The 21,763-nt window shown below is 64.1% G+C and carries 20 protein-coding genes; 3 read left to right on the forward strand and 17 right to left on the reverse strand.

Annotated features, from left to right (window positions below):
- Window positions 1-4 precede the first annotated feature (4 nt).
- The 7 genes from ABMC89_RS05975 to ABMC89_RS06005 form a co-directional block, all read right to left on the reverse strand.
- A complete protein-coding gene (locus ABMC89_RS05975) occupies window positions 5-268 on the reverse strand; it encodes a DUF2484 family protein (protein ID WP_349566201.1) in 264 nt (87 codons plus the stop codon).
- The gene (locus tag ABMC89_RS05980; protein WP_349566203.1) at window positions 265-516 is read right to left on the reverse strand and encodes a DUF2484 family protein; all 252 of its coding nucleotides are present in this window, start codon (window positions 514-516) and stop codon (window positions 265-267) included. The genes ABMC89_RS05975 and ABMC89_RS05980 overlap by 4 nt, the downstream gene beginning before the upstream one ends.
- Window positions 513-767: a hypothetical protein gene (locus tag ABMC89_RS05985; protein ID WP_349566205.1), complete on the reverse strand. Its 255-nt coding sequence runs from the start codon at window positions 765-767 to the stop codon at window positions 513-515. Before ABMC89_RS05985 ends, ABMC89_RS05980 begins: the two co-directional genes overlap by 4 nt.
- Window positions 764-2,179 (reverse strand): UDP-N-acetylmuramate--L-alanine ligase, encoded by a 1,416-nt coding sequence (gene murC, locus ABMC89_RS05990; RefSeq protein WP_349566207.1) that lies wholly within the window; start codon window positions 2,177-2,179, stop codon window positions 764-766. Before murC ends, ABMC89_RS05985 begins: the two co-directional genes overlap by 4 nt.
- The gene (locus ABMC89_RS05995; protein ID WP_349566209.1) at window positions 2,176-3,279 is read right to left on the reverse strand and encodes a UDP-N-acetylglucosamine--N-acetylmuramyl-(pentapeptide) pyrophosphoryl-undecaprenol N-acetylglucosamine transferase; all 1,104 of its coding nucleotides are present in this window, start codon (window positions 3,277-3,279) and stop codon (window positions 2,176-2,178) included. The genes murC and ABMC89_RS05995 overlap by 4 nt, the downstream gene beginning before the upstream one ends.
- Entirely contained in the window at window positions 3,276-4,442 is a 1,167-nt protein-coding gene (gene ftsW / locus ABMC89_RS06000; RefSeq protein WP_349566211.1) for a putative lipid II flippase FtsW, read from the reverse strand. The genes ABMC89_RS05995 and ftsW overlap by 4 nt, the downstream gene beginning before the upstream one ends.
- Before the next feature lie 120 nt (window positions 4,443-4,562).
- Entirely contained in the window at window positions 4,563-5,087 is a 525-nt protein-coding gene (locus ABMC89_RS06005; RefSeq protein ID WP_349566213.1) for a peroxiredoxin-like family protein, read from the reverse strand.
- Window positions 5,088-5,199: 112 nt separating this feature from the next.
- Here ABMC89_RS06005 and ABMC89_RS06010 point away from each other — a divergent pair, with 112 nt between their 5' ends.
- The gene (locus ABMC89_RS06010; RefSeq protein WP_349566215.1) at window positions 5,200-6,378 is read left to right on the forward strand and encodes a BaiN/RdsA family NAD(P)/FAD-dependent oxidoreductase; all 1,179 of its coding nucleotides are present in this window, start codon (window positions 5,200-5,202) and stop codon (window positions 6,376-6,378) included.
- 63 nt (window positions 6,379-6,441) lie between these two features.
- On the opposite strand, the gene murD is transcribed toward ABMC89_RS06010, so the two are convergent.
- The 8 genes from murD to mraZ all read right to left on the reverse strand — a co-directional run bounded on the left by murD (window position 6,442) and on the right by mraZ (window position 15,606).
- The gene (gene murD, locus ABMC89_RS06015) at window positions 6,442-7,839 is read right to left on the reverse strand and encodes a UDP-N-acetylmuramoyl-L-alanine--D-glutamate ligase (RefSeq protein WP_349566217.1); all 1,398 of its coding nucleotides are present in this window, start codon (window positions 7,837-7,839) and stop codon (window positions 6,442-6,444) included.
- Window positions 7,839-8,960: a phospho-N-acetylmuramoyl-pentapeptide-transferase gene (gene mraY, locus ABMC89_RS06020; RefSeq protein ID WP_349566219.1), complete on the reverse strand. Its 1,122-nt coding sequence runs from the start codon at window positions 8,958-8,960 to the stop codon at window positions 7,839-7,841. Before mraY ends, murD begins: the two co-directional genes overlap by 1 nt.
- Before the next feature lie 84 nt (window positions 8,961-9,044).
- Window positions 9,045-10,472, reverse strand: coding sequence for a UDP-N-acetylmuramoyl-tripeptide--D-alanyl-D-alanine ligase (locus ABMC89_RS06025; protein WP_349566221.1), 1,428 nt, complete (start codon window positions 10,470-10,472; stop codon window positions 9,045-9,047).
- Window positions 10,469-11,953: a UDP-N-acetylmuramoyl-L-alanyl-D-glutamate--2,6-diaminopimelate ligase gene (locus ABMC89_RS06030; RefSeq protein ID WP_349566223.1), complete on the reverse strand. Its 1,485-nt coding sequence runs from the start codon at window positions 11,951-11,953 to the stop codon at window positions 10,469-10,471. Before ABMC89_RS06030 ends, ABMC89_RS06025 begins: the two co-directional genes overlap by 4 nt.
- A 17-nt stretch (window positions 11,954-11,970) precedes the next feature.
- Window positions 11,971-13,764, reverse strand: coding sequence for a peptidoglycan D,D-transpeptidase FtsI family protein (locus ABMC89_RS06035; protein WP_349566225.1), 1,794 nt, complete (start codon window positions 13,762-13,764; stop codon window positions 11,971-11,973).
- Window positions 13,761-14,111 carry a cell division protein FtsL gene (gene ftsL / locus ABMC89_RS06040; RefSeq protein ID WP_349566227.1) on the reverse strand — a complete coding sequence of 117 codons (351 nt, stop codon included), beginning with the start codon at window positions 14,109-14,111 and terminating at the stop codon, window positions 13,761-13,763. Before ftsL ends, ABMC89_RS06035 begins: the two co-directional genes overlap by 4 nt.
- Window positions 14,108-15,097 carry a 16S rRNA (cytosine(1402)-N(4))-methyltransferase RsmH gene (gene rsmH / locus ABMC89_RS06045; RefSeq protein ID WP_349566229.1) on the reverse strand — a complete coding sequence of 330 codons (990 nt, stop codon included), beginning with the start codon at window positions 15,095-15,097 and terminating at the stop codon, window positions 14,108-14,110. Before rsmH ends, ftsL begins: the two co-directional genes overlap by 4 nt.
- A 5-nt stretch (window positions 15,098-15,102) precedes the next feature.
- Entirely contained in the window at window positions 15,103-15,606 is a 504-nt protein-coding gene (gene mraZ, locus ABMC89_RS06050; protein WP_349566231.1) for a division/cell wall cluster transcriptional repressor MraZ, read from the reverse strand.
- 802 nt (window positions 15,607-16,408) lie between these two features.
- Between mraZ and ABMC89_RS06055 the strand changes: the two genes are divergently transcribed.
- A complete protein-coding gene (locus tag ABMC89_RS06055; protein WP_349566234.1) occupies window positions 16,409-17,173 on the forward strand; it encodes a hypothetical protein in 765 nt (254 codons plus the stop codon).
- 13 nt (window positions 17,174-17,186) lie between these two features.
- On the opposite strand, the gene ABMC89_RS06060 is transcribed toward ABMC89_RS06055, so the two are convergent.
- Window positions 17,187-18,260, reverse strand: coding sequence for an Mrp/NBP35 family ATP-binding protein (locus ABMC89_RS06060; RefSeq protein ID WP_349566236.1), 1,074 nt, complete (start codon window positions 18,258-18,260; stop codon window positions 17,187-17,189).
- 503 nt (window positions 18,261-18,763) lie between these two features.
- Between ABMC89_RS06060 and ABMC89_RS06065 the strand changes: the two genes are divergently transcribed.
- A complete protein-coding gene (locus ABMC89_RS06065; protein ID WP_349566238.1) occupies window positions 18,764-18,982 on the forward strand; it encodes a DUF1127 domain-containing protein in 219 nt (72 codons plus the stop codon).
- Window positions 18,983-19,374: 392 nt separating this feature from the next.
- Here ABMC89_RS06065 and ABMC89_RS06070 read toward each other — a convergent pair whose 3' ends face one another.
- Entirely contained in the window at window positions 19,375-21,717 is a 2,343-nt protein-coding gene (locus ABMC89_RS06070; protein WP_349566240.1) for an ATP-dependent helicase, read from the reverse strand.
- Between the last annotated feature and the right edge of the window lie 46 nt (window positions 21,718-21,763).

A 21,763-nucleotide genomic window follows, 5' to 3' on the forward strand; every position in this document is an offset into this window, starting at 1 on the left:
GCGATTACTCCGCCGGAGTATTGGCGCCGGTACGGCTGCGCAGCCAGCGCCCAAGATAAATGACCGGCCAGCGCAGCACCGAACATCCCCCGGCCATGACCAGCAACCCGACCCACGGGCCGTGCTGGCTGACAACGTAGCCGACGATCGGAATTCCCACGGCAATCAGGATATAGGCATTGCGCCAGTGGTGATCGCGGCTGGGCGTCATGGCCAGCACATTCGCGACGACCGCCCAGATACAGGCGAGGATCAGGGACAAGCTCATTCAGGGATCTCCGGACGTTCGCCGCGCAGACGGGCAAGAAAATAGCGCAGCGGATTGCGGAACATCGATACGAAGGCCGCAAGGCCCAGCGCCGCGAAGATCCAGCCGTATTGCAGACCGATCAGGACGATCAGCACCGGCGCCGCGATCAGCAGCGCCACGCCTGGAACATACTGGCGGCGCATGGGCAGCATCGCCACCGCCGCCGAGGCGAAAACCCACCCGATACAGAGCAACACCAGCGTCATGCGCTACGACGCGCAAGCCGCGCGACCCCGAGCCCCGAGAGCCATCCCAAGCCAAGGCTGACAGGCAGGCCAACGAGTGTCAGTGCAGCGCTGCCCAGCACCAGATCGCCGGTGTTGTCCGGCATCAGCAACATCGGCCCGACCAACATCGCCAGCAGCGCCAACCACGCCAGAAGCAATGACTTCGCAACCAGCGGGCGCGAAACGCCCATGCCCACGCCAAGCGCCAGCGAAGAGATCAGGGCCGTCATGCAGCCTCTCCTTTCAGGGCGCGCAGCGCATCGGGCAGGTCGTTGGCCCAGGCGCTGATCGTTCCCGCACCAAGGCACACGACCATATCCCCCGCGCGCGCCTGTTCGGCCACCAGACGGGCCAGATCTTCGGGGCCGTCGACACGCCGCGCGTGGCGATGCCCGTGCTGGATCAGTCCGGCGACCAGCGTATCGCGGTCGGCGCCTTCGATGGGGTCCTCTCCCGCAGCGTAGACCGGCGTGATGCCGACCACGTCGCAATCGTTGAAACAGGCACAGAATTCATCGAAATGGTGACTAAGGCGTGAATACCGGTGCGGCTGGTGTACCGCGATGACACGACCGTCGCAGGCCTGTCGCGCGGCTTTGAGCACGGCGGCAATCTCGACCGGATGGTGGCCGTAGTCGTCAATGATCGTCACACCGTCCACCTCGCCGACGCGGGTGAAGCGCCGGTTGACGCCGCCGAAGCTTTTGAGCGCGGTGCGGATTTCCTCGCCCTTCATGCCCAGATGCCGCGCCACGGCCACGGCCGACAGCGCGTTCGATACATTGTGATCGCCCGGCATCGGCAATTCACAATCCTTGATGACGATATCCTCGGCCTGAAGATGCACGTCGAAATGGGCGGTGCCGTTCTTGTAGTAGAGCCCGACCGCGCGCACGTCTGCCTGGGCGTTGAATCCATAGGTGACCACCCGGCGGTCGGTAATCTTGCCCACGAGGCTCTGGACTTCGGCGTTATCGGTGCAGCACACGGCGACGCCGTAGAACGGGATATTCGAGGTGAAGTCTAGAAACCCCTGACGCAGCCGTTCGATCGTTCCCCAGTGGTCCATGTGCTCGGGGTCGATGTTGGTCACGATCGCGATGGTCGCGGGCAGCCGGTTGAAGGTGCCGTCACTTTCGTCGGCTTCGACGACCATCCATTCGCCCTCGCCCTTGCGGGCGTTCGATCCATAGGCGTGGATGATGCCGCCGTTGACCACGGTCGGGTCAAACCCGCCGCCGTCCAGCAGCGCCGCGACCATCGTTGTCGTGGTCGTCTTCCCGTGCGTCCCGGCAATCGCGATGTTGGATTTCAGCCGCATCAGTTCGGCCAGCATTTCGGCGCGGCGCACGATCGGCAGGCCCATGGTGCGCGCGGCATCCAGTTCGGCATTCCCCGGCTTGATCGCCGAAGAGATCACCACGACCTGCGCGTTCTCGATGTTCTCGGCCTGCTGGCCCTCGAATATTGTCGCCCCGAGGTCGCGCAGCCTGTCGGTGATCGGCGATGTCTTCTGGTCCGATCCCTGCACCTGATAGCCGTGGTTCAGCAGCACTTCGGCGATGCCCGACATGCCAATCCCGCCAATTCCGACGAAATGAATCGCGCCCACATCCTGGGGCAGTTTTGTGGCGGCATTCATGCGGCGTCTCCTTGCGGTGTTGCGAGCGATTGCACCATATCGGCCAGATCCTCGGCGGCTTCGGGTTTGCCCAGCCGCAACGCGCTGAGCGACATTTGTGTAGCGGCGGACGGATTCGAGAGAACCATTTCGATGTATTGGGCGAGGCTCTCTGGGTTGGCCGCGTCCTCGCGTATCATGATCGCGGCTTCCGCCTCAACCAGCCCGTGGGCGTTTGCGGCCTGATGGTCACCCGCCGCCGCCGCGAAGGGGATCAGGATCGACGGGCGTCCGATCACCGTCAGGTCCGCGATGGTCGAGGCACCCGACCGGCTGATGACCAGTTGCGCCTCGCTCATCCGACGCGGCACATCGTTGAAAAAGGGCTGCACGTCCGCGTCGATGCCGTTCTCGGCGTAATAGGTGCTGACGCGCTCGGCGTCCTCGTCGCGGGCCTGATGGCTGACGCGGATGTTGCGCAGCATCTCCATCGGCAAGGCGGCGATCGCGGGCGGAACAACATCCGACAGGATGCGCGCGCCCTGGCTGCCGCCCATGACCAGAAGCTGCATCGGGTAATCGCCGGGCGGGATATATCCCGCGCCCTGCCGCTCGAGCACGCTGGCGCGGACCGGATTGCCCACGTGGTAGCCATCAACCCCCTCGGGCAGCGCGGTCGGCCATGTGCCGCAGGCGATACGGTCGACCCGTTTGCAGAAAACCTCGTTCACGCGGCCCAGAACGCCGTTTTGTTCGTGGATCATGCGCGGCTTGCGCAAAAGCGTGGCCGCCGCCAGCGCGGGGATCGTGGGATAGCCGCCGAAGCCCACCACAGCCGCCGGCCGGTCCGACAGCATCCGCAGCGCGGCCTTCGCCACGCCGCCCGCCAACCGCAGCGGCACCAGCGCCTTCTGCACCAGCCCGCCCCGCGCGAAAGTCGCGCTTGCGATCTGGTCGATCTCGACCGCGTCCGGAAATCCGCCGGTGTAGCGCGCGCCGCGCGCATCGGTGCTAAGCTTGACCCGCCAGCCGCGCGCGAGCATCACCTCGGCCAGCGCCTGTGCGGGGAACATATGCCCGCCGGTGCCGCCCGCCGCAATGATCAGCAACGGCTGGGTCATCCGCGCCCCCGCGACAGCAGATCGCTGATTTCACCCTGCGGGCGCGACCGTGTGAAGGCCAAAAGCATGCCCAGCGCGATCCCGCTGGCGATGACGGACGACCCGCCGTAGCTGACGAAAGGCAGCGTCATGCCCTTGGCCGGAAGCAGCCGGACAGCGACGCCCATATTGATCATCGCCTGCACGCCGAACATGCACGCAAGACCCGTTCCTGCCAGCCGGATAAAGGGATCGCGTTCGCGGATCAGCCGCAAAAGCGACCGCACCACGATCACCGAATAAAGCGCTATGATGCACAGAACCAGCACGAGGCCGTATTCCTCGGCGGCAACCGCGATAATGAAATCCGTGTGCGCGTCGGGCAGCGACCATTTCACCTCGCCCTCGCCCACGCCGACACCGAACAACCCGCCCTCGCGGATCGCGTTGGTGGCATAGCCCAGCTGGGTGGTCGGATCGACATCCGCCGAGAGAAATCCGTCAATGCGGCGGGCAAAGTGTTCGGAATTGGCATAGGCAACCGTGCCCGCCACGACCACCAGACAGGCCATGCCCACCAGCAGCACCATCGGCGCACCCGAAACGAAATACATCACCCCCCAACCGAAGAGGACAAGACAGGCCTGACCAAAGTCGGGCTGCAACGCCAGCAGCAGCACGATCGTCAAACACAGACCGAAGGACCATGCCTTGCCGGGGGGGCCGTTGATTTCGAGGTTCGCGGCCATCATCCATGCGGCAACGACCACGAAACCGGGCTTGAGGAACTCGGACGGCTGGATTGACGCAAAACCGAGCGAATACCACCGCACCGCCCCCTTGCCGAAATCGGTGCCGAAAAACGGCAGGAACAGCAGCGCCACGAAGGAGATCAGGAAGCCGACCACAGCCAGCCTGCGCACCACGAGCGGCGACATCATGGATGTCAGCAGCATTGCGAGCATGGCAAGCCCGCCGAAGAACGCCTGCCGCTGGACATAATGGAAAGGCTGGAAACCGTTCTTTTCGGCCAGCGGCGGGGACGCGGCAAGCCCCAGCAACATCCCGACGGCAAAGAGCATCAGAATACACGACAACGCCCATTTATCGAGCGTCCGCCACCACTTGGGGAGAATCGGTTCACCGTCCCGTATCGGGACCGCACCATAGACCATTTCTGTCATGGGTCTGCCTTACACTGCCTGCCTGCCCCCTTTTTCGGGGGTCTGGCACAATGTATAGCGCGATTTGCGCATCGGGGCTAGGCACTTTCGCGCGGCCCCGATGCTGTTTGCATGGCTCGATCAGGCGGCGTGAGTGCCCCGGACGGGATAATCGTTGGCACGCACGAACTTGATCCCGTTTGTCAGCCCCTGAAGGTCGGGACGGGCGAAGGGCGCGTTCGAGATATCGATGATCTGGATGTTGCCCTCGCCGTTGATGACGAAGACACCCGGTTCGGGGAACGGGCGGTCGGTTTCCTGCGGGCTTCGCGGATCGGACACGTAAAGGCCAAGCGCCCGCATCTGCGCGACGCTCAGGTCATGGCCGATGGCGAGGCTCAGGTCTTTTTCTTCCGCAAAGGCGCGCGCCTTTTCCTCGGGATCGCCCGAGACGGCGACAACATCGACGCCCAAGGCGTTCAGATCGCTCTCCAGTTCCTGAAGCTTTGCCAGATAGGTCTTGCAGATCGGGCAGTGCAGCCCGCGGTAGACGACGACCATCTGCCAGTCGTGCCCGTCGCGCGGCGCCCCAAGCGTGAGCGTCCCCCCGCCCAGTTTCGGTACATCGGTTTTCGGGAAGCGGCTGCCCGCTATCAGGGTGGTCATGGGGTACGTCCTTTCTGGCTCGTTGAGCGACCTAGGTAACATGAGGGTGAAGGGCCGCAATGCCCCTCACGAAGGCTTGACCCCGCACTGCCGCTCGTGCACCTCCGCGGGCATGGAGTTTGACACTGTCATCATAGGCGCGGGTGCCGCGGGCATGATGTGCGCGGGCCACCTGTCCGGCCGCACATTGGTCGTGGACCATGCAAAGGCCCCCGGAGAGAAGATCCGCATTTCCGGCGGTGGCCGCTGCAACTTCACCAATATGTACTGCACGGCGGAGGCCTTCCTGTCGCAGAACCCGCATTTCGCGAAATCCGCCCTGGCGCGCTACACGCAATGGGATTTCGTCGAGCTTGTCGATGCGCATGGCATCGCGTGGCACGAAAAGACGCTCGGGCAGCTGTTCTGTGACAGCTCGGCCAAGGCGATCATCGCCATGCTGCGCAAGATGATGCAACAGCGCGGAGCCGAGCTGTTGCTCGCAACGTCTGTGACCAGCCTCGGCCGGACAGCCGACGGGTTTTCGCTGGTGCTGTCCGGCCCCGAGGGCGAAAAGACGCTGCGCTGCGCGCGGGTCGTGATTGCCACGGGCGGCAAATCCATCCCCAAGATGGGGGCCAGCGGCTACGCCTACGAGATCGCGCAGCAATTCGGCATCCCGGTGACAGAGACCCGGCCCGCACTGGTGCCTTTCACCTTTCCCGACGGCCGCTTTGCCGAGATCTCGGGCGTTGCCGTTCCCGCGCGCGTCTCCGCCGGTGGCACGGCGTTCGAAGAGGCGCTGCTCTTCACCCACCGCGGCCTGTCGGGGCCTGCGGTGTTGCAGGCATCCTCCTACTGGCGCGAGGGCGCTCCCGTCACGCTCGATATTCTGCCCGCGGATATGGTGTCGGCGCTCAAAGCGCAGCGCCAGACGGCGGGGCGGCGCAATCTTACCACCGAACTGGCGCGCCACCTGCCCGCTCGGCTGGTCGATCACCTCGCCGCGCGCTTCGATCTGACAGGCAATCTGGCGGACTGGTCGGACAAGCGTCTGCAGGATCTGGCGGACGGCCTGCGCGACTGGCAGGTCACACCGGGCGGGACCGAGGGCTACCGCACCGCCGAGGTCACACTCGGCGGCGTCGACACCGACGCGCTCGATGCGCGCACCATGGCCGCCCGCGACGTGCCCGGCCTCTATTTTATCGGCGAGGCCGTGGATGTCACGGGATGGCTGGGGGGATACAATTTCCAATGGGCCTGGTCATCGGCCATGGCTGCCGCGCGCGCGATGGGCACCGCCGGCTGAAGGCGCCCGACGCCAGCGTGCTAGCCGCCGGATCCCGCGAGGCAGCGCAGCGACGAGCGCTCTTCAATCCAGATGCGCCCGCACGAGACGGATGAAATCCTCACCCCGCCGCTCGAAACTGTCGTATTGGTCAAAGCTCGCGGCGGCGGGCGCCAGCAGCACCACATCCCCCGGCTCCGCCTCTGCCACGGCCCGCGCAACGGCTTGCTCCATCGTTGTGCAGACTTCGGCCTCGGGCTTCAGCTGCATCGCGAAGCCTGCCGCCTCGCGCCCGATCACATAGGCCTTTTTGACCGACCCCGATGCACCGTCGAGTGCGGACAGCCCGCCCTCTTTCTCCAGCCCGCCGCAGATCCAGCGGATATTGTCGAAAGCCGCCAGCGCCTTGGCCGCCGCGTCCACGTTGGTCGCCTTGCTGTCGTTGACAAAGCGCACGCCGGCTTTCTCGCCGATCAGCTGGCTGCGGTGCGGCAAACCCCCGAAACTGTGAAGCGCGGTCTCGATCACGCGCGGGGCCAGCCCCAGTGTCCGACAGGCCGCGTAGGCGCAACAGGCGTTCTGGTGGTTATGCGCCCCCGGCAGGCCCGACACCTCGCGCAGATCGATCGAGGCGGCCTGCTTGCCGTTGCGGTACTCGCTCAGAAATCCCTTGCGGGCAAAGACCTGCCACCCCGGTCCGGTCAGTTTGCGCGCCACGCTCACGCGGATCACGCGGTCGTCCGCGCGGCCCTCGGCCAGTTGCCCGGCCAGGAACGCCCCCTCGATCTCGTCCACACCGACAACCGCGCGGTCCGGCCCGCCTTCGGCGAACAACCGGCGCTTGGCGGCGAAATAGCCCCCCATGCCCGCGTGGCGGTCCAGATGGTCGGGGCTCAGATTCGTGAAGACGGCGACATCCGGCGTCAGGCTACGGGCCAGATCGGTCTGGTAGCTCGACAACTCCAGCACCACGACCCCGCCGGAGACGGGCGGATCGATATCCAGAACGCCGCGCCCGATATTGCCTGCCAGCTGCGCGTCACGGCCCACCTGTTCGAGAATGTGATGGATCAGCGCCGATGTGGTGGATTTCCCGTTCGACCCCGTCACCGCAACGACACGCGGTGCTACGTCAAAATTTTCCCATTCTTCGGTGGCAAAACTCTGGAAGAACAGGCCGATATCATTGTCCACCGGCACCCCGAGATCGAGTGCCGCCGCGATCACCGGATTGGGACGCGGATAGAGATGCGCGATGCCCGGGCTGACAACCAGACGCGCCACATCGTCAAGCGCGCCCTGCCGCGCAAGCTCGCGGCATTCGAAACCTTCGGCTTCGGCAGCGGCCCGTGCGGCGGGATTGTCGTCCCAGCACACCGGCACCGCGCCGCCCTCCCGCAATGCGCGCGCCGCCGACAGGCCGGACCGCCCCAACCCGAGGACCGCGACAGTGGCACCATCGAGCCCGCGCACCGGGATCATCAGCGCACCTTCAGCGTGGCAAGACCGATCATCGCGAGGATCAGCGAGATGATCCAGAACCGGATCACGATCGTCGGCTCCGCCCAGCCTTTCTTCTCGTAATGATGATGGATCGGCGCCATCAGGAAGACCCGCTTGCCGGTCCGTTTGAAGTAGAGGACCTGAATGATCACCGACAGCGCCTCGACCACGAACAGGCCGCCCACGATGGCCAGAACCAGTTCGTGTTTGGTTGCCACCGCGATGGCCCCCAGCGCGCCGCCCAGCGCCAGCGATCCGGTATCGCCCATGAACACGGCGGCGGGCGGCGCGTTGTACCACAGAAAGCCCAGACCCCCGCCGAAGAGACCCGCGCAGAAGATCAGGATCTCGCCGGTGCCGGGCACGTAATGCACATCAAGGTAATCCGTGAAATCGACCCGCCCGACAGCGTAGGCGATGACACCCAAAGTGCCGGCCGCGATCATCACGGGCATGATCGCCAGCCCGTCCAGACCATCCGTCAGGTTCACCGCATTGGCAGCGCCCACGATCACGATCATCCCGAAGGGGATGAACAGCAGCCCCAGATTCAGCAGGACATCCTTGAACACCGGCAGCGCCAGACGCCCCGACAGCGCGTCATAGTCGTCGAGACGCGCAACCAGATCGAGATCGTTGATGGCGTGAACCTGCATCGCCCAATAGGTCGCAACCCCCGCAATCGCGAGGCCGAGCGCCACCCGGATCCGCCCCGGAACGCCCTTGTGGTTGCCCTTCGACACCTTCGCATAGTCATCGGCGAAACCGATGGCGGCAAAGCCCATGGTCACGAAAAGGACGAGCCAGACGAATGGGTTGTCCAGACGCGCCCAAAGCAGCGTCGAGGTCAGCAATGCGCCGACGATCAACAGCCCGCCCATGGTGGGCGTGCCCGCCTTGACGAAATGCCCCTCGGGTCCGTCATCGCGAATGGGTTGCCCCTTGCCCTGCCTGCGGCGCAGGACGGCGATCAGCGGCTTGCCGAAGATAAAGCCGAAGATCAACGCGGTCAGGAACGCACCACCCGCCCGGAACGTGATGTAGCGAAACAGGTTAAAGAAGTCGCCACCGTCAGACAGCAGGGTCAACCAATACAGCATTCAACGTCCTTACTTGGTCTGTCACCGGGGCAGCCATGCCCATATATGGTGTCGGCGGTGCCTGTAACGCCAGGTGTTCGAGGATCAGGCGGTTGCTACCGGATGGCCCATTTTGCGTATCGCGTCAACGATCAGGCCCAGTTTCATACTTAAAGAGCCCTTGGCCAGCACCACATCGCCCGCGTCCAGTTTGTGACGCAGCCCCTCGACCAGCTCGGCCGAGGTTTCGGCCCAGTCGCCGCGCTGGTGTTCGGGCAGCAGGGCGTGCAGGGATTTCATCAGCGGACCGATGCAATGGACCTTGTCCAGCGCCTGAAGCGCGGGCAGATGCGCAAGGCCAGCGTGCAAGGCGATGGCATCCGGCCCCAGCTCTTTCATATCGCCCAGAAAGGCGACCCGCCGCCCCTTGCCGATCCGCCCGACACCGTCGATCGTCACGGCGGCGGCCAGCACCTCCAGCGAGGCGGCCATGGAAGTTGGATTGGCATTATAGCTGTCGTCGATGAGCGACAATGTCAGCTCCGTCTCGACTTCGTCGAGTTGTATCACCTCGCGCACGCCGCGCCCCTTGTAGGGCGTCCACCGCCCGAGCGAGGCCACGGCACGCGCAAGATCCGCACCGATTGCATCGACCACGGCCAGCGCACCCAGACCGTTCATCGCGAAATGACGTCCCGGCGTGGCGAGCTTGAACAGCAGGGGCGCGCCGTGCGCTTCGGCCTGAACAACTGTGGTGTCGCCCTGGATGGCCACGTTTTTCAGCCTGTATTCGTACCCCCGCTCACCGAAAGCGAGGCCATTCAGACGCTTGTCCACCGTCTTGGCCGCAAGGATCGCCGAGGTCTCCACGTCCGCGTTGTAAACCGCAGGCGCGCCGATGGGCAGCGCGTCGAAGATGCTCGCCTTTTCCAGCGCGATGCCGGTGATGTCGTCGAAGGCTTCCAGATGCGCGGCGGCGACGGTGGTGATCAGCGCCGCGTGCGGGCGGGTCAGCGTGGTCAGCGGCAGGATCTCTCCGGGATGGTTCATACCCATCTCGATGATCGCGTATTCGGTATCCGCGGGCATCCGTGCCAGTGTCAGCGGCACGCCCCAGTGGTTGTTGTAGCTGTCGACAGAGGCATGGGTGCGCCCCTGATCGGCGAGCATCGCCAGCAGCATTTCCTTGGTCGATGTCTTGCCCACCGACCCGGTGACGCCGATCACGCGGGCCTTGGTGCGGGCACGGCCCGCAGCCCCCAGCGCGCGCAACCCCTCCAGCACATCGTCCACGATCAGAAGCGGCGCATCCGGCGCGACACCCTCGGGCACCCGCGACACCAGTGCCGCCGCGGCACCACCGGCAAGCGCCTGGGCCACGAAATCATGGCCGTCGCGCGCCGCACTCAGGGCGACGAACAGATCGCCCGCAACCAATGTGCGCGTGTCGATCGACACCCCGTCGCAGTGCCAGTCGCCCTGCGCGCGGCCACCGGTCGCTTCTGCCGCCTCGGCGGCTGTCCACAAACTCATGCCAGTCTCCCGTCCAGTGCCGCGACCGCGACACTTGCCTGTTCCACATCATCGAACGGCAGCACGTCGTCGCCGACGATCTGCCCGGTTTCATGTCCCTTGCCCGCGATCAACAGCGCATCGCCGGGCTCCAGCATGTCGATCCCGCGCAGGATCGCCTCGGCCCGGTCCGCGACCTCGACCGCGTTCGGAGCGCCCGACAGGACCGCCCGGCGGATCGTTGCGGGATCTTCGCTGCGCGGGTTGTCGTCGGTCACGATCACACTGTCGGCCTGTGCCGCAGCCGCCCGCCCCATGAGGGGGCGCTTTCCGGCATCGCGGTCCCCGCCCGCACCCACGATGGCGATGAGGCGGCCCAGCACATGCGGGCGCAGGTTGGACAGCGCCGTGGCCACGGCATCTGGAGTGTGGGCATAATCGACAAAGACGGCAGCCCCGTTCGCCCGTGTCGCGGCCAGCTGCATCCGCCCGCGCACCGTGGTCAGATGCGGTATGGTATCGAAGACATCCGCCGGATCGGCACCACAGGCGATCACCAACGCGCAGGCCAGCAGGACGTTATCGGCCTGAAAGCCGCCGATCAGGTTCAGCCGCTTCTGGAATACCTTGCCGCGCCAGTCGAACCGCAGGTCCTGCCCCGTCGCATCGAACCGCTGTGCCGTCAGGTGCAGATCGCCGCCGTCACGGCCCACGGTAAACACTTCGCAGCCCCGCGCGCCCGCGATCGCGGCCATATCGACGCCCTTGGGGTCGTCGATGTTGATCACAGCCGCGCCATCCTCGGGCAGGACGCGGGCAAACAGACCCGCCTTGGCGTCGAAATAGGCCTCGAAGGTCTCGTGGTAGTCCAGATGATCCTGCGTAAAATTGGTGAAACCCGCCGCGCGCAGCACAACTCCGTCGAGCCGCCGCTGGTCCAGACCGTGGGAGGACGCCTCCATCGCGGCGTGGGTGATGCCGTTTGCGCGCGCCGCGCTCAGCGTGCGGTGCAATGTGATCGGTTCCGGCGTCGTGTGGGCAAGCGGGGCGGCCCACGCCCCTTCGACACCGGTGGTGCCCAGATTGACCGCCGCCAAGCCCATCTCGATCCAGATCTGGCGCACGAAGGTCGATACCGATGTCTTGCCGTTGGTCCCCGTGACCGCGACCATCGTCTCGGGCTGGCCCGCGTGCATCAGCGCCGCCGACCGCGCCAGCGCCTCGCGGGGCTGGTCCGCGACGATCAGCGCCGCACCGGCCGCGCGCACCGCATCGCCGGCAATCCGCGCGCCTTCGGCATCCGTCAGGACCGCCACGGCGCCCCGCTCCAGCGCGGCGGACACAAAGTTTGCCCCGTGGACCTTCGATCCCGGCATGGCGGCGAAAAGAGTGCCGTGGTGGACGCGCCTGCTGTCGACTTCGAGACCGCTCAGCACCGGATTCTCCCCCCCTGCGGCCATCAATCCCAAAGAGTTCAACGGGATGTCGAGAGGGGTCACCATATGCGCGCCTTTGTGGCTTAGTTGCTGCTGGTGAGCGTTATACCAGCGGGCGGCGGTGTTTCAATGGTCGGACGCATCCCCAGAAGCGGGGCGATGCGGCGGATCATCTCGGCGGCGACGGGTACGGCGGTCCAGCCTGCCGTGCGGCGCGGTTTGTCCGAGGAGGTTTCCACGGGCTCATCCAGCGTCACCACCAGAACGTACTTCGGGTCATGTACCGGAAACATCGTCGCGAAGGTGGTGATGGTCTTGTCCGCATAATACCCACCGCTCGGACGGGGCTTGTCCGCCGATCCGGTCTTGCCCGCCACGTAATAGCCCGGCACTTCGCCAAAGCTGGCCGTGCCGTCATCGCCGACGACCACATCGCGCAGCATCTGGCGCGCGGCAGCTGCGACCCGCTCGCTTATCACCCGCTCGCCCAGTTGCGGGCCGGTTTTCTTCAGCAGCGTCGGTTTTACCACGCGGCCACCGTTGGCAATGATGGCATATCCCGCCGCAAGATGCATTGCCGTGGTCGAAATGCCGTGCCCGTAGGAAATCGTCACTGCCGAGAGGTCCGTATACCGCTCCGGCAACAGCGGACGCCCGCCAGAGGCTTCGACGATCTCGAAAGGTGTCTTTTCCAGCAGGCCAAGCTTTTCGAGGAATTCCTTCTGACGTTCCTTTCCGATCATCAGCGCCAGACGTCCCGTCCCGCGGTTCGAGGACTTCTCGATTATCTGCGACACCGTGATGGTGCCGTAATTCTTGTTCTTGAATTCGCCGATACTGTGGCCGCCGACCTTCATCGGACCGGCGGTGTTGATCATCGTGTTCTCGTTGACCAGCCCCAGCTCCATCGCCTGCGCGGCGGCGAAGATCTTGAAGGTCGATCCCAGCTCGTACACCCCTTGCACCGACCGGTTGAACAACGGGCTGTCCGATGGATCGCCCTCGATCGCCGGACGGGGCCGGTCGTTGGGATCGAAGCTCGGAAGGGACACAACGCTGACCACCTCGCCGGTTTTGACATCCATCAGGATCGAGGTCGCGCCCTTGGCGTTCATCAGCTTCATACCGCCCCAAAGCACCCGCTCGGCGGCGGCCTGCACGGTCAGATCAAGGCTGAGTTGCAGCGGCTTGCCCGCATTCGCGGGATCGCTGAGATAGTCGTCAAAGTATTTCTCGACACCCGCGACACCGATCACTTCGGCCGCACGCACGCCCTCGCGGCCGAAGCTCGCCCCGCCCATGACATGGGCCGCCAGCTTGCCGTTGGGATAAAGACGCATGTCGCGCGGGGCGAACAACAGACCCGGATCGCCGATATCATGCACCGCCTGCATCTGCTCGGGGCTGATTTTCTTCTTTATCCACAGAAACTTGCGGCTGCCGGTGAAATCCTTGACCAGCCGCTCGACCTTGAGATCGGGAAAGATCTCGACCAGCTTTTGCGCCGATCCCGTCGGGTCGATCAGATGCGGCGGCTGCGCATAAAGCGCGTGGGTATCCATATTGGTGGCCAGAATATTGCCGTTGCGGTCCACGATATCCGCACGGGTGTTCGAAATGATCGACCCCGGCGCGATCGCGCGCGGCTCCGCCGGTTCGGAGACGGCCAGAAGCCCCATGCGCGCGCCGACAACGGCGAAGGCACAGAAAAAGAACACGCCGAGCACCAGAAGGCGCCCTTCGGCGCGCATCCGGTCGCGGTCGCGCATGTGTTCGTGCCGGATGCGGCGGTTTTCATTCTCGATCGCGTCGGGATCCTCGCCGTTGGCACGGGCGGCAAGAATACTGGCAAGCGGGCGCAGCGGGGTGCGGATCATAGCGGATCCTCCGCGTTCATGGTGGAGACATCGACGCCATCGGTGATCGGCAGGAGCGGCGCGGGGGGATAGCCGATTTCGTCCACCTGACCGAACTGGTCGGGGTGCAGCGGCAGAAGCTGGAGGCGCTCATAGTTGATCTCGGCCAGATCGCGCAGCCGGTCGGGCCGGTTCTGGAACGCCCATTCGGCGCGCAACACTGCCAGACGCGCGTGGGATGAGCGGATTTCGCGGTGGAGGTTCTCGGTCTGGTTCAGGGCCGCCTGCGTGGCGTAGTTTTCGCGGTAGGCCCAGAAGGCCAACCCGATCACGCCAAGCGCAGTCAAAACGTAAAGCACTGATTTCATGTCTTCTTTCCCCTCATCATCGGCATGCCGATGGTCTTTGGATCAACCGTGCCTGCGGGCGCGTCGGTGCGCCGCGCCACCCGCAGCTTTGCCGAACGGCTGCGCGGATTTTCCTCCAGCTCGGCGGCGTCCGGCCCGATGGCCTTGCGCTTTTCGATGGTGAACTGCGGCGGCTCTGTCTCGATCTGCGGGGCGAAACGGTTGGCGTTTCCGCCCGCTCCGGCCCTGTCCGTCAGGAACCGTTTGACCATCCGGTCCTCGACCGAATGGAAGGTCACCACCGCCAGCTGACCGCCCGGTTTCAACGCCCGTTCCGCAGCCATCAGGCCCTCGAAAAGCTCGCCGTATTCGTTGTTCACCGCGATGCGCAGCCCCTGAAAGCTGCGGGTCGCGGGATGGCTCTGGCCGGGTTTGGAGCGCGGCAGGCACCCTTCGATCAACGCGGCAAGCTCAAGCGTGCGGGTGATCGGGGCCTCGGCCCGCGCCCGTCCGATGGCCTTGGCGATGCGGCGGCTTGCGCGCTCCTCTCCGTAGAGAAACAGGATATTCGCGATGTCCTCTTCCGAAGCCTCGTTGACGATATCGGCAGCCGACGGCCCTTCCTGGCTCATCCGCATATCCAGCGGGCCGTCGCGCATGAACGAAAAACCGCGCTCTGCCAGATCAAGCTGCATGGACGAGACCCCGAGATCCAGCACCACACCGTCAAGGTCCTGGCCGTATTCGTCCATTTTCGAGAAGACACCGCGCTGCATCACGATCCGGTCGCCGTAGGCATCGGCCCAGCCTGCGGCCAGTTCGAACGCCAGCGGGTCACGGTCCACCGCGATCACGCGGGAGGCGCCAGCCTCCAGCAAGCCGCGCGTGTAGCCGCCCGCCCCGAACGTTCCGTCCAGCCAGACACCGGAGACCGGCGCCACAGCCTCAAGCAGAGGTCGCAGCAGGACGGGAAGGTGGGGTTCTTTTGAAGGGTCGGTGGCAGCCATGTCCCTTACGCTCCCGGTTGACCGTCCAGGAACACCAGCGGATCGAAATCATCCGGCAGCTCGTCGAGCCACTCTTCCTCGCGGGCCTTCTCTTCGGTTTCGTAGGTTTCGGGCTTCCAGATCTGGAAGGTGTCACCCGCCGCGATGAAAAACGCCTCGTTCTCGAGCCCGATCTTCTGGCGCAGCTTGGCCGGCAGGACCAGACGGCCGGTTTCATCGACAGTCGTGGGGAACGACTGCCCGTGAAACAGGCGTTGCAGCATCTTGCGCTCCATCGACCCGCGCGGAAGCGCGTCGATCTTGTCATCGACCTCGTCGATGGCGGCCATTGTGTAGCATTCAAGGTAGCTGCGGCGGTGATCGCCGTAGACGATCACAAGCTCGGGTGTCTCGCCGGATTTCCAGTTCGGGTCGTTTGCCTCCAACACACGCCGAAAAGAGGCCGGGATAGACACCCGCCCCTTCGTATCGACCTTGTTGTGGCTCTCGCCTCTGAACCGTCGGCTCACTATGTTGTCCCTGCCTGCGCACCCGTCGGTGCAGATTCTGTTGGCGCCGCGCGGCCTGCCCGACCGCTGAATGTAAAAACGGCGGGTTGATCTGCTGCCACTGATCAACCCGCCGCTTGATCCCGCCTTGCGGGGAAGTTCCGACCACGCGCGACACCTGGGGGGATGTACTGCTCGCCCGCACGCCGGATCTCTTGGTCTGATGAAGCGAGGTGCCTGTATGAAACCTGCTAGAGTTTATTGTTGCGTGGGGTCGTTTGGTGCCCCGTGTCTCGTCTCATCCGATGCACAAGGGATGCCATGGGAATTCATGGGCGTCTACATTTATTTTAGGCATCCGGCACAAAATGCTGTTCCGGTGATACCAAAAAAACAACACTTGGTAGGGAGGGGTGCGCAAAATTTGGCTTAATTTGTGCACGCTGTGAGATTCAAATCTATATATTGTGTTCATTAGGGAGGTGCAAATTTTTCCCACGAATTCCCAATTAATATGCATCGCCCCAAATCGGCCATATTTCGTTCCCCGCCTGTTCCGGATTTTTGCCCCGACAGGGACGCTGCTTCGCCCCACCCGGCACCGAATCTACAGCGGCGATCCGCGCCGACCACGCGCTTCCCACGATTTCCCAGCCACCGCTTCCCGACACGCGCCGGACAAGGGCGCGGGCGCTATGGCGCATCAGACACGCAAGCGGTTCCACGCCGGGTACGATTGGGGAAACAGGTTGATCTAAGACGCCGGAGGCGCCAAAACTGATCCACCCCGCAAAAGGACAGGTTTCCACCGGTGTTGAGTGCCTTGAAATTGATGCGTCACGCAATCGCGCTTCTGACGCACAATCCGTTCCAGACGATACGGGTCGTAGCGCCGGGTCTGGCGCTGATGATCGGCGTCATCGCGATCACCGTTGTTTTCGCCCCTGACCTTCTGACCTACAGCACCGCGAACCCGAAGGTCGACACCCTGCGCTGGAGCGGCCTGCCCTTGGTGCTCGTGGCCAGCTTCATCCTCAGCTACGCGCTGATGGCGGTGCTGTGGCATCGCTATACGCTGTCTGCCTCGCGCAAGCCGCATCCGCTGGGTCCGATGCTGATCCTCGGCTACCTCTGGCGGGTGACGCTTCTTGCGGCGATCCAGCTTGGAGCGAGCCTTGCCCTGATTCTGCCACTGACCTTTGCGCAGCAGAACGGGGGCGGCGTGATCGGCGGACCTGCCCTGCCCTCGATCCTGCTGACGACCTTCCTGACACAGCTGATCCTGCTTTGGTTTTCCCTGCGGCTGAGCCTGATCCTGCCCGCAGCGGCACTGGGACGACCGATCACGCTGCTCCAAAGCTGGCGCCTGACGCAGACGATGACGCGGGCGTTGTGGGGGGTGTCGACCCTGCTGGCCCTGCTGAACACCGTGCTGACCGCCACGATCAATTCGCTGGCCCCCCCGACGGCGGGTCGAACGCTGGTCATCGAACTGCCGATCTACGTGCTGGAGGGCCTGCTGATCTTCTCGGTGCTCACCACGCTCTATGCACAGCTGATCCAGAAGAAGCGCCTGATCGCCATCTGATGGCGTCGCCGGGTCAGGCCATCCCACCCCGGATTAGACCTTCGGCCATGCGCGCGTAGGCGTCGGCCATCGGGCCATCGCCGGCCGCGACTGGTGTGCCCGAATCCCCCGCCAGACGGGTCTCAAGGTCGATGGGCAGGCTGCCCAACAGCGGCACGCCCATTTTCTCGGCCTCGGCCCGCACGCCGCCCTGACCGAAAATCTCGTGCTGGCTGCCGCAGTCGGGGCAGACGAACATCGACATATTCTCGATCAGGCCCAGAACCGGTGTTTTGAGCGTGGCAAACATGTCCAGCGCCTTGCGCGCGTCGATCAGCGCCACGTCCTGCGGGGTCGACACGACGATCGCACCGGACAGCTCGGACTTTGTGCACAGCGTCAGTTGCACATCGCCGGTGCCGGGCGGCAGATCCACGAGCAGCACATCCAGCTCACCCCATTCCACCTGCCCCAGCATCTGCTGCAGCGCACCCATCAGCATGGGGCCGCGCCAGACGACGGCCTTGCCCTCTTCCATCATGAAACCGATCGACATCAACGTCACCCCATGCGCCTTCAGCGGAATGATCGTTTTGCCATCGGGGCTGCCCGGACGTTTGTTGATCCCCATCATGCGGGGCTGCGAGGGACCGTAGATGTCGGCATCCAGCAGACCAACCTTGCGCCCCTGCCGCGCGAGGGCCACCGCAAGGTTCGACGATACAGTCGATTTGCCGACACCGCCCTTGCCAGACCCGATCGCGATGATCCGCTGGACGCCGGCGGGCTTGGTCGGACCATCCTGAGGCTTGGGATGGCCCCCGATCTTCAGACTGGGCGCGGCCGGGGCTTTGGGCGCGGGGCCGTGCGCTGTCAGCGCCACAGAGGCCTTTTCCACGCCGGGCAGCGACGCGACCAGTTTCTCCGCCGCATCGCGCAACGGGCCCATCGCCTTGGCAACCTCTGCCGAGGGTGCCTCGATCACGAAGCGGACGGTCGATCCGTCCACGGTAAGCGCCCGCACAATGTCATGCGCAACAAGGCTCTTCCCGTCCGGCAGCTTGATCCGTTCGAGAGCAGAGAGTACGTCGTCTTTCGTCAGCGGCATGGCAGTCTCCTTCAGAGGGTACAGACATCGCAGATCGCGCCGCAGGTGCAAGGGTCGAGCCTGTCGCAGCGCACGGCACGCTCGCCCTAAGTCGGATGAGCTACAGGTCAACAATACCACCTATGCGCTTGCTGCATGGCAGCATTGCAAAGTTTTTTATTGTGCGGCTGCAGCAATTAGCGCTATCAATAGGACATGAAAACAATCCTCCCGATGGTTTTCAGTTAAATACCAGAGCCTCTTACCTCCTCCCAAGAGGGTCTGATCTTTACGGCGGCGACATCTTCCTCCTCCCTGATGTCGTCGCCATTTTTTATCCAGACACATCCATCCGAATCGAAACGCCCGCACGGGGTGTTTATTTTTGCACATGGTTTCATGTAATTACGCAACGTCGCATATGCGCCTGGTGCATATCGGCTTTGCCTTCTTGAGCGTTGCGATCAGGGACGCCGTGCCTATTTCTATCCCAGACGCGACATTGAAAGACGAAAGAGAATAACATGGCATTCTACAGCGACACACACACAGCCGGCACCGCAAAACCTAGCCGCATCGCAGCAATCTTTGACACCATCAGCCTGAAGCTGCGGCAGCGCCGCGCGTACCGCCAGACCTTCAACGAGCTTTGCACGCTGCACGACCGCGACCTCGCCGATCTGGGCCTGAGCCGTGGCGACTTCCGCCGCATCTCGCGCGAAGCGGCAGAAGCGGTCAGCTAAGCCCGAAATTCCAATCCTTTCCGGGCCCTCCTCCCTTTAGGCCCGGAAGGTTCCGGCGCGGCAGAGTCTCGGTTTGCGATGACCCCGCGCCACACGCGATGTTTCCACCCTCCTCCCTTTAGGTGGATGCATCACGAATACGGCGGCTCCCTCCTCCCAGGGTGCCGCCGTTATTCGTTTCTGCCGCCGCATGTGTCCGTAAAGAGTGCTCCGTTTCGCCCCGGAGATGCGCAATCGCGGCATCAGAAAGCAAAACACGCCCCGGCCAGAAGCCCCCGACCCGCGCAGTGGCGGGGCGGAGAAGTGATATCAAATCTGCACCAGTAGCTGCGCCTGCACGCCCGACGCGTCGGCCCTGTCGAGCGCCACATAGCTTACGTGCGCGCGCCGTCCTAGAACGGTACGTCGTCCGCCGCCGACAGGAAGCGTGCGACGACCTTCTTGTCGCCCGCCTTTTCGAACGCGACTTCCAGTTTGTCACCCTCGATTCCCTGAACCGTGCCGTAGCCGAATTTCTGGTGGAACACGCGTTCGCCGATGGTGAAGCTGCTGGACGCTGTCATGTCGATGGTGATGTTCTTTGCCTCCGACGGCTGGCTGACACCGCGCTGGCCAGACCGCGCCTGAAGCCGCCGCCACCCCGGAGAGTTGTAGACGTTCGCCTCCGCCGCCTGATCGTGCAGGCTGCTGGTCGGCATCGCCGCGCCAAAGCCTCCACCGTAAAGCCCCGGCGGGGTCAGAACCTCGACGTGGTCTTCGGGAAGCTCATCGATGAAGCGCGACGGCATCGCCGACTGCCACTGCCCGAACACCCTGCGGTTCGCGACGAAGGACACGGTACAGATTTCCTCGGCCCGCGTGATGCCCACATAGGCAAGGCGGCGCTCTTCCTCCAACCCCTTGAGGCCGCTTTCATCCATTGATCTCTGCGAGGGGAAAAGGCCGTCCTCCCATCCGGGCAGGAACACGCAGGGAAATTCCAGACCCTTGGCCGCGTGCAACGTCATGATCGATACTTTTTCGCCGCCCTCTTCCTGTTCGTTGTCCATGATGAGGCTGACGTGTTCCAGAAACCCTTGCAGGTTCTCGAACTGCTCAAGCGCCTTTACCAGTTCCTTGAGGTTCTCAAGACGACCGGGGGCTTCCGGCGTCTTGTCGTTTTGCCACATGCCGGTATAGCCGCTTTCGTCGAGAATGATCTCGGCCAGTTCCATGTGGCTGACGTCTTCGTCGCCCACCATGCGGCTCCACCGGTCGATCCCGTCGATCAGCAGGCGAAGCTGTGCCGCGCCCTTGCCGCCGATGCCTGCGTGGGCCAGCAGGATGCGCGCGCCCTCGACCAGATTGGTGCCGTGTTCGCGGGCGGTGCGCTGGATCTTCTGCTGGGCCACATCGCCCAGACCCCGCTTTGGCGTGTTCACGATCCGCTCGAACGCCAGATCGTCATCGGGCGAGGTGACGACGCGGAAATAGGCCATCGCATCGCGAATTTCGAGCCGTTCGTAGAAGCGCGGCCCGCCGATCACGCGGTAGGGCAAGCCGATGGTCAGGAAACGGTCCTCAAACGCGCGCATCTGGTGCGATGCGCGCACCAGTATGGCCATCTGGTCCAGACCATAGGGCCGCAGGCCGCGCGTGCCGCGCTGCATCGCCTCGATTTCCTCGCCGATCCAGCGGGCTTCTTCCTCGCCGTCCCAATGGCCGATCAGGCGCAGTTTCTCGCCGTCCTGCGCCTCGGTCCAGAGCGTCTTGCCCAGCCGCCCCTTGTTGCCCGCGATCACACCGGACGCCGCCGCAAGGATATGGGGCGTCGAGCGGTAGTTCTGTTCCAGCCGCACCACATGGGCACCGGGGAAATCCGTCTCGAACCGCAGGATGTTGCCCACCTCGGCCCCGCGCCAGCCATAGATCGACTGGTCGTCATCGCCCACGCAACAGATGTTCTTGTGACCGCTCGCCAGCAGGCGCAGCCACAGATACTGCGCGACGTTGGTGTCCTGATATTCGTCCACGAGGATGTATTTGAACCAGCGCTGATACTGCGCCAGCACATCCTCGTGGGTCTGGAAGATCGACACCATATGCAACAGCAGATCGCCGAAGTCGCAGGCGTTGAGCTCTTTCAGGCGGGCCTGATACTGGGCGTAGATCTCGACGCCGCGATGGTTGTAGGCACCCGCATCGGCTGCCGGCACCTTGTCGGGCAGCAGCGCGCGGTTTTTCCAGTCGTCGATGATGCCCGACAGCATCCGCGCGGGCCAACGCTTGTCGTCGATCTCTTCGGCTGCGATCAACTGCTTGAGAAGGCGCAGCTGGTCATCGGTATCGAGAATCGTGAAATTGCTTTTCAGCCCGACAAGTTCGGCGTGGCGGCGCAGCAGCTTTACGCAGATGGCGTGGAATGTGCCCAGCCACGGCATGCCCTCGATCTGCTGGCCCAGCATCGCGCCGACGCGATTCTTCATCTCGCGCGCGGCCTTGTTGGTGAAGGTCACGGCAAGTATCTCGTTCGGGCGTGCCCGTCCGGTGTTCAGCAGATGCACGATTCGCGCGGTCAGCGCGCGGGTCTTGCCGGTTCCGGCCCCCGCCAGCATCAGCACCGGGCCGTCCATCTGCTCTACCGCGGCCCGCTGCGCGGGGTTCAACCCGTCCAGATAGGGCTGCGGGCGGGCCGCCATCGCGCGTGCGGACAGTGAAGCGCTCTCGAAGGCGCTGTTTTCATCAAAACTGCTCATGCACCCAAATTAACCCGATCGCACCAAAAGGAAAAGCCGCGTTCGC

The organism is Sulfitobacter sp. HNIBRBA3233 (assembly GCF_040149665.1).
Classification (GTDB): Bacteria; Pseudomonadota; Alphaproteobacteria; order Rhodobacterales; family Rhodobacteraceae; genus Sulfitobacter; species Sulfitobacter marinivivus.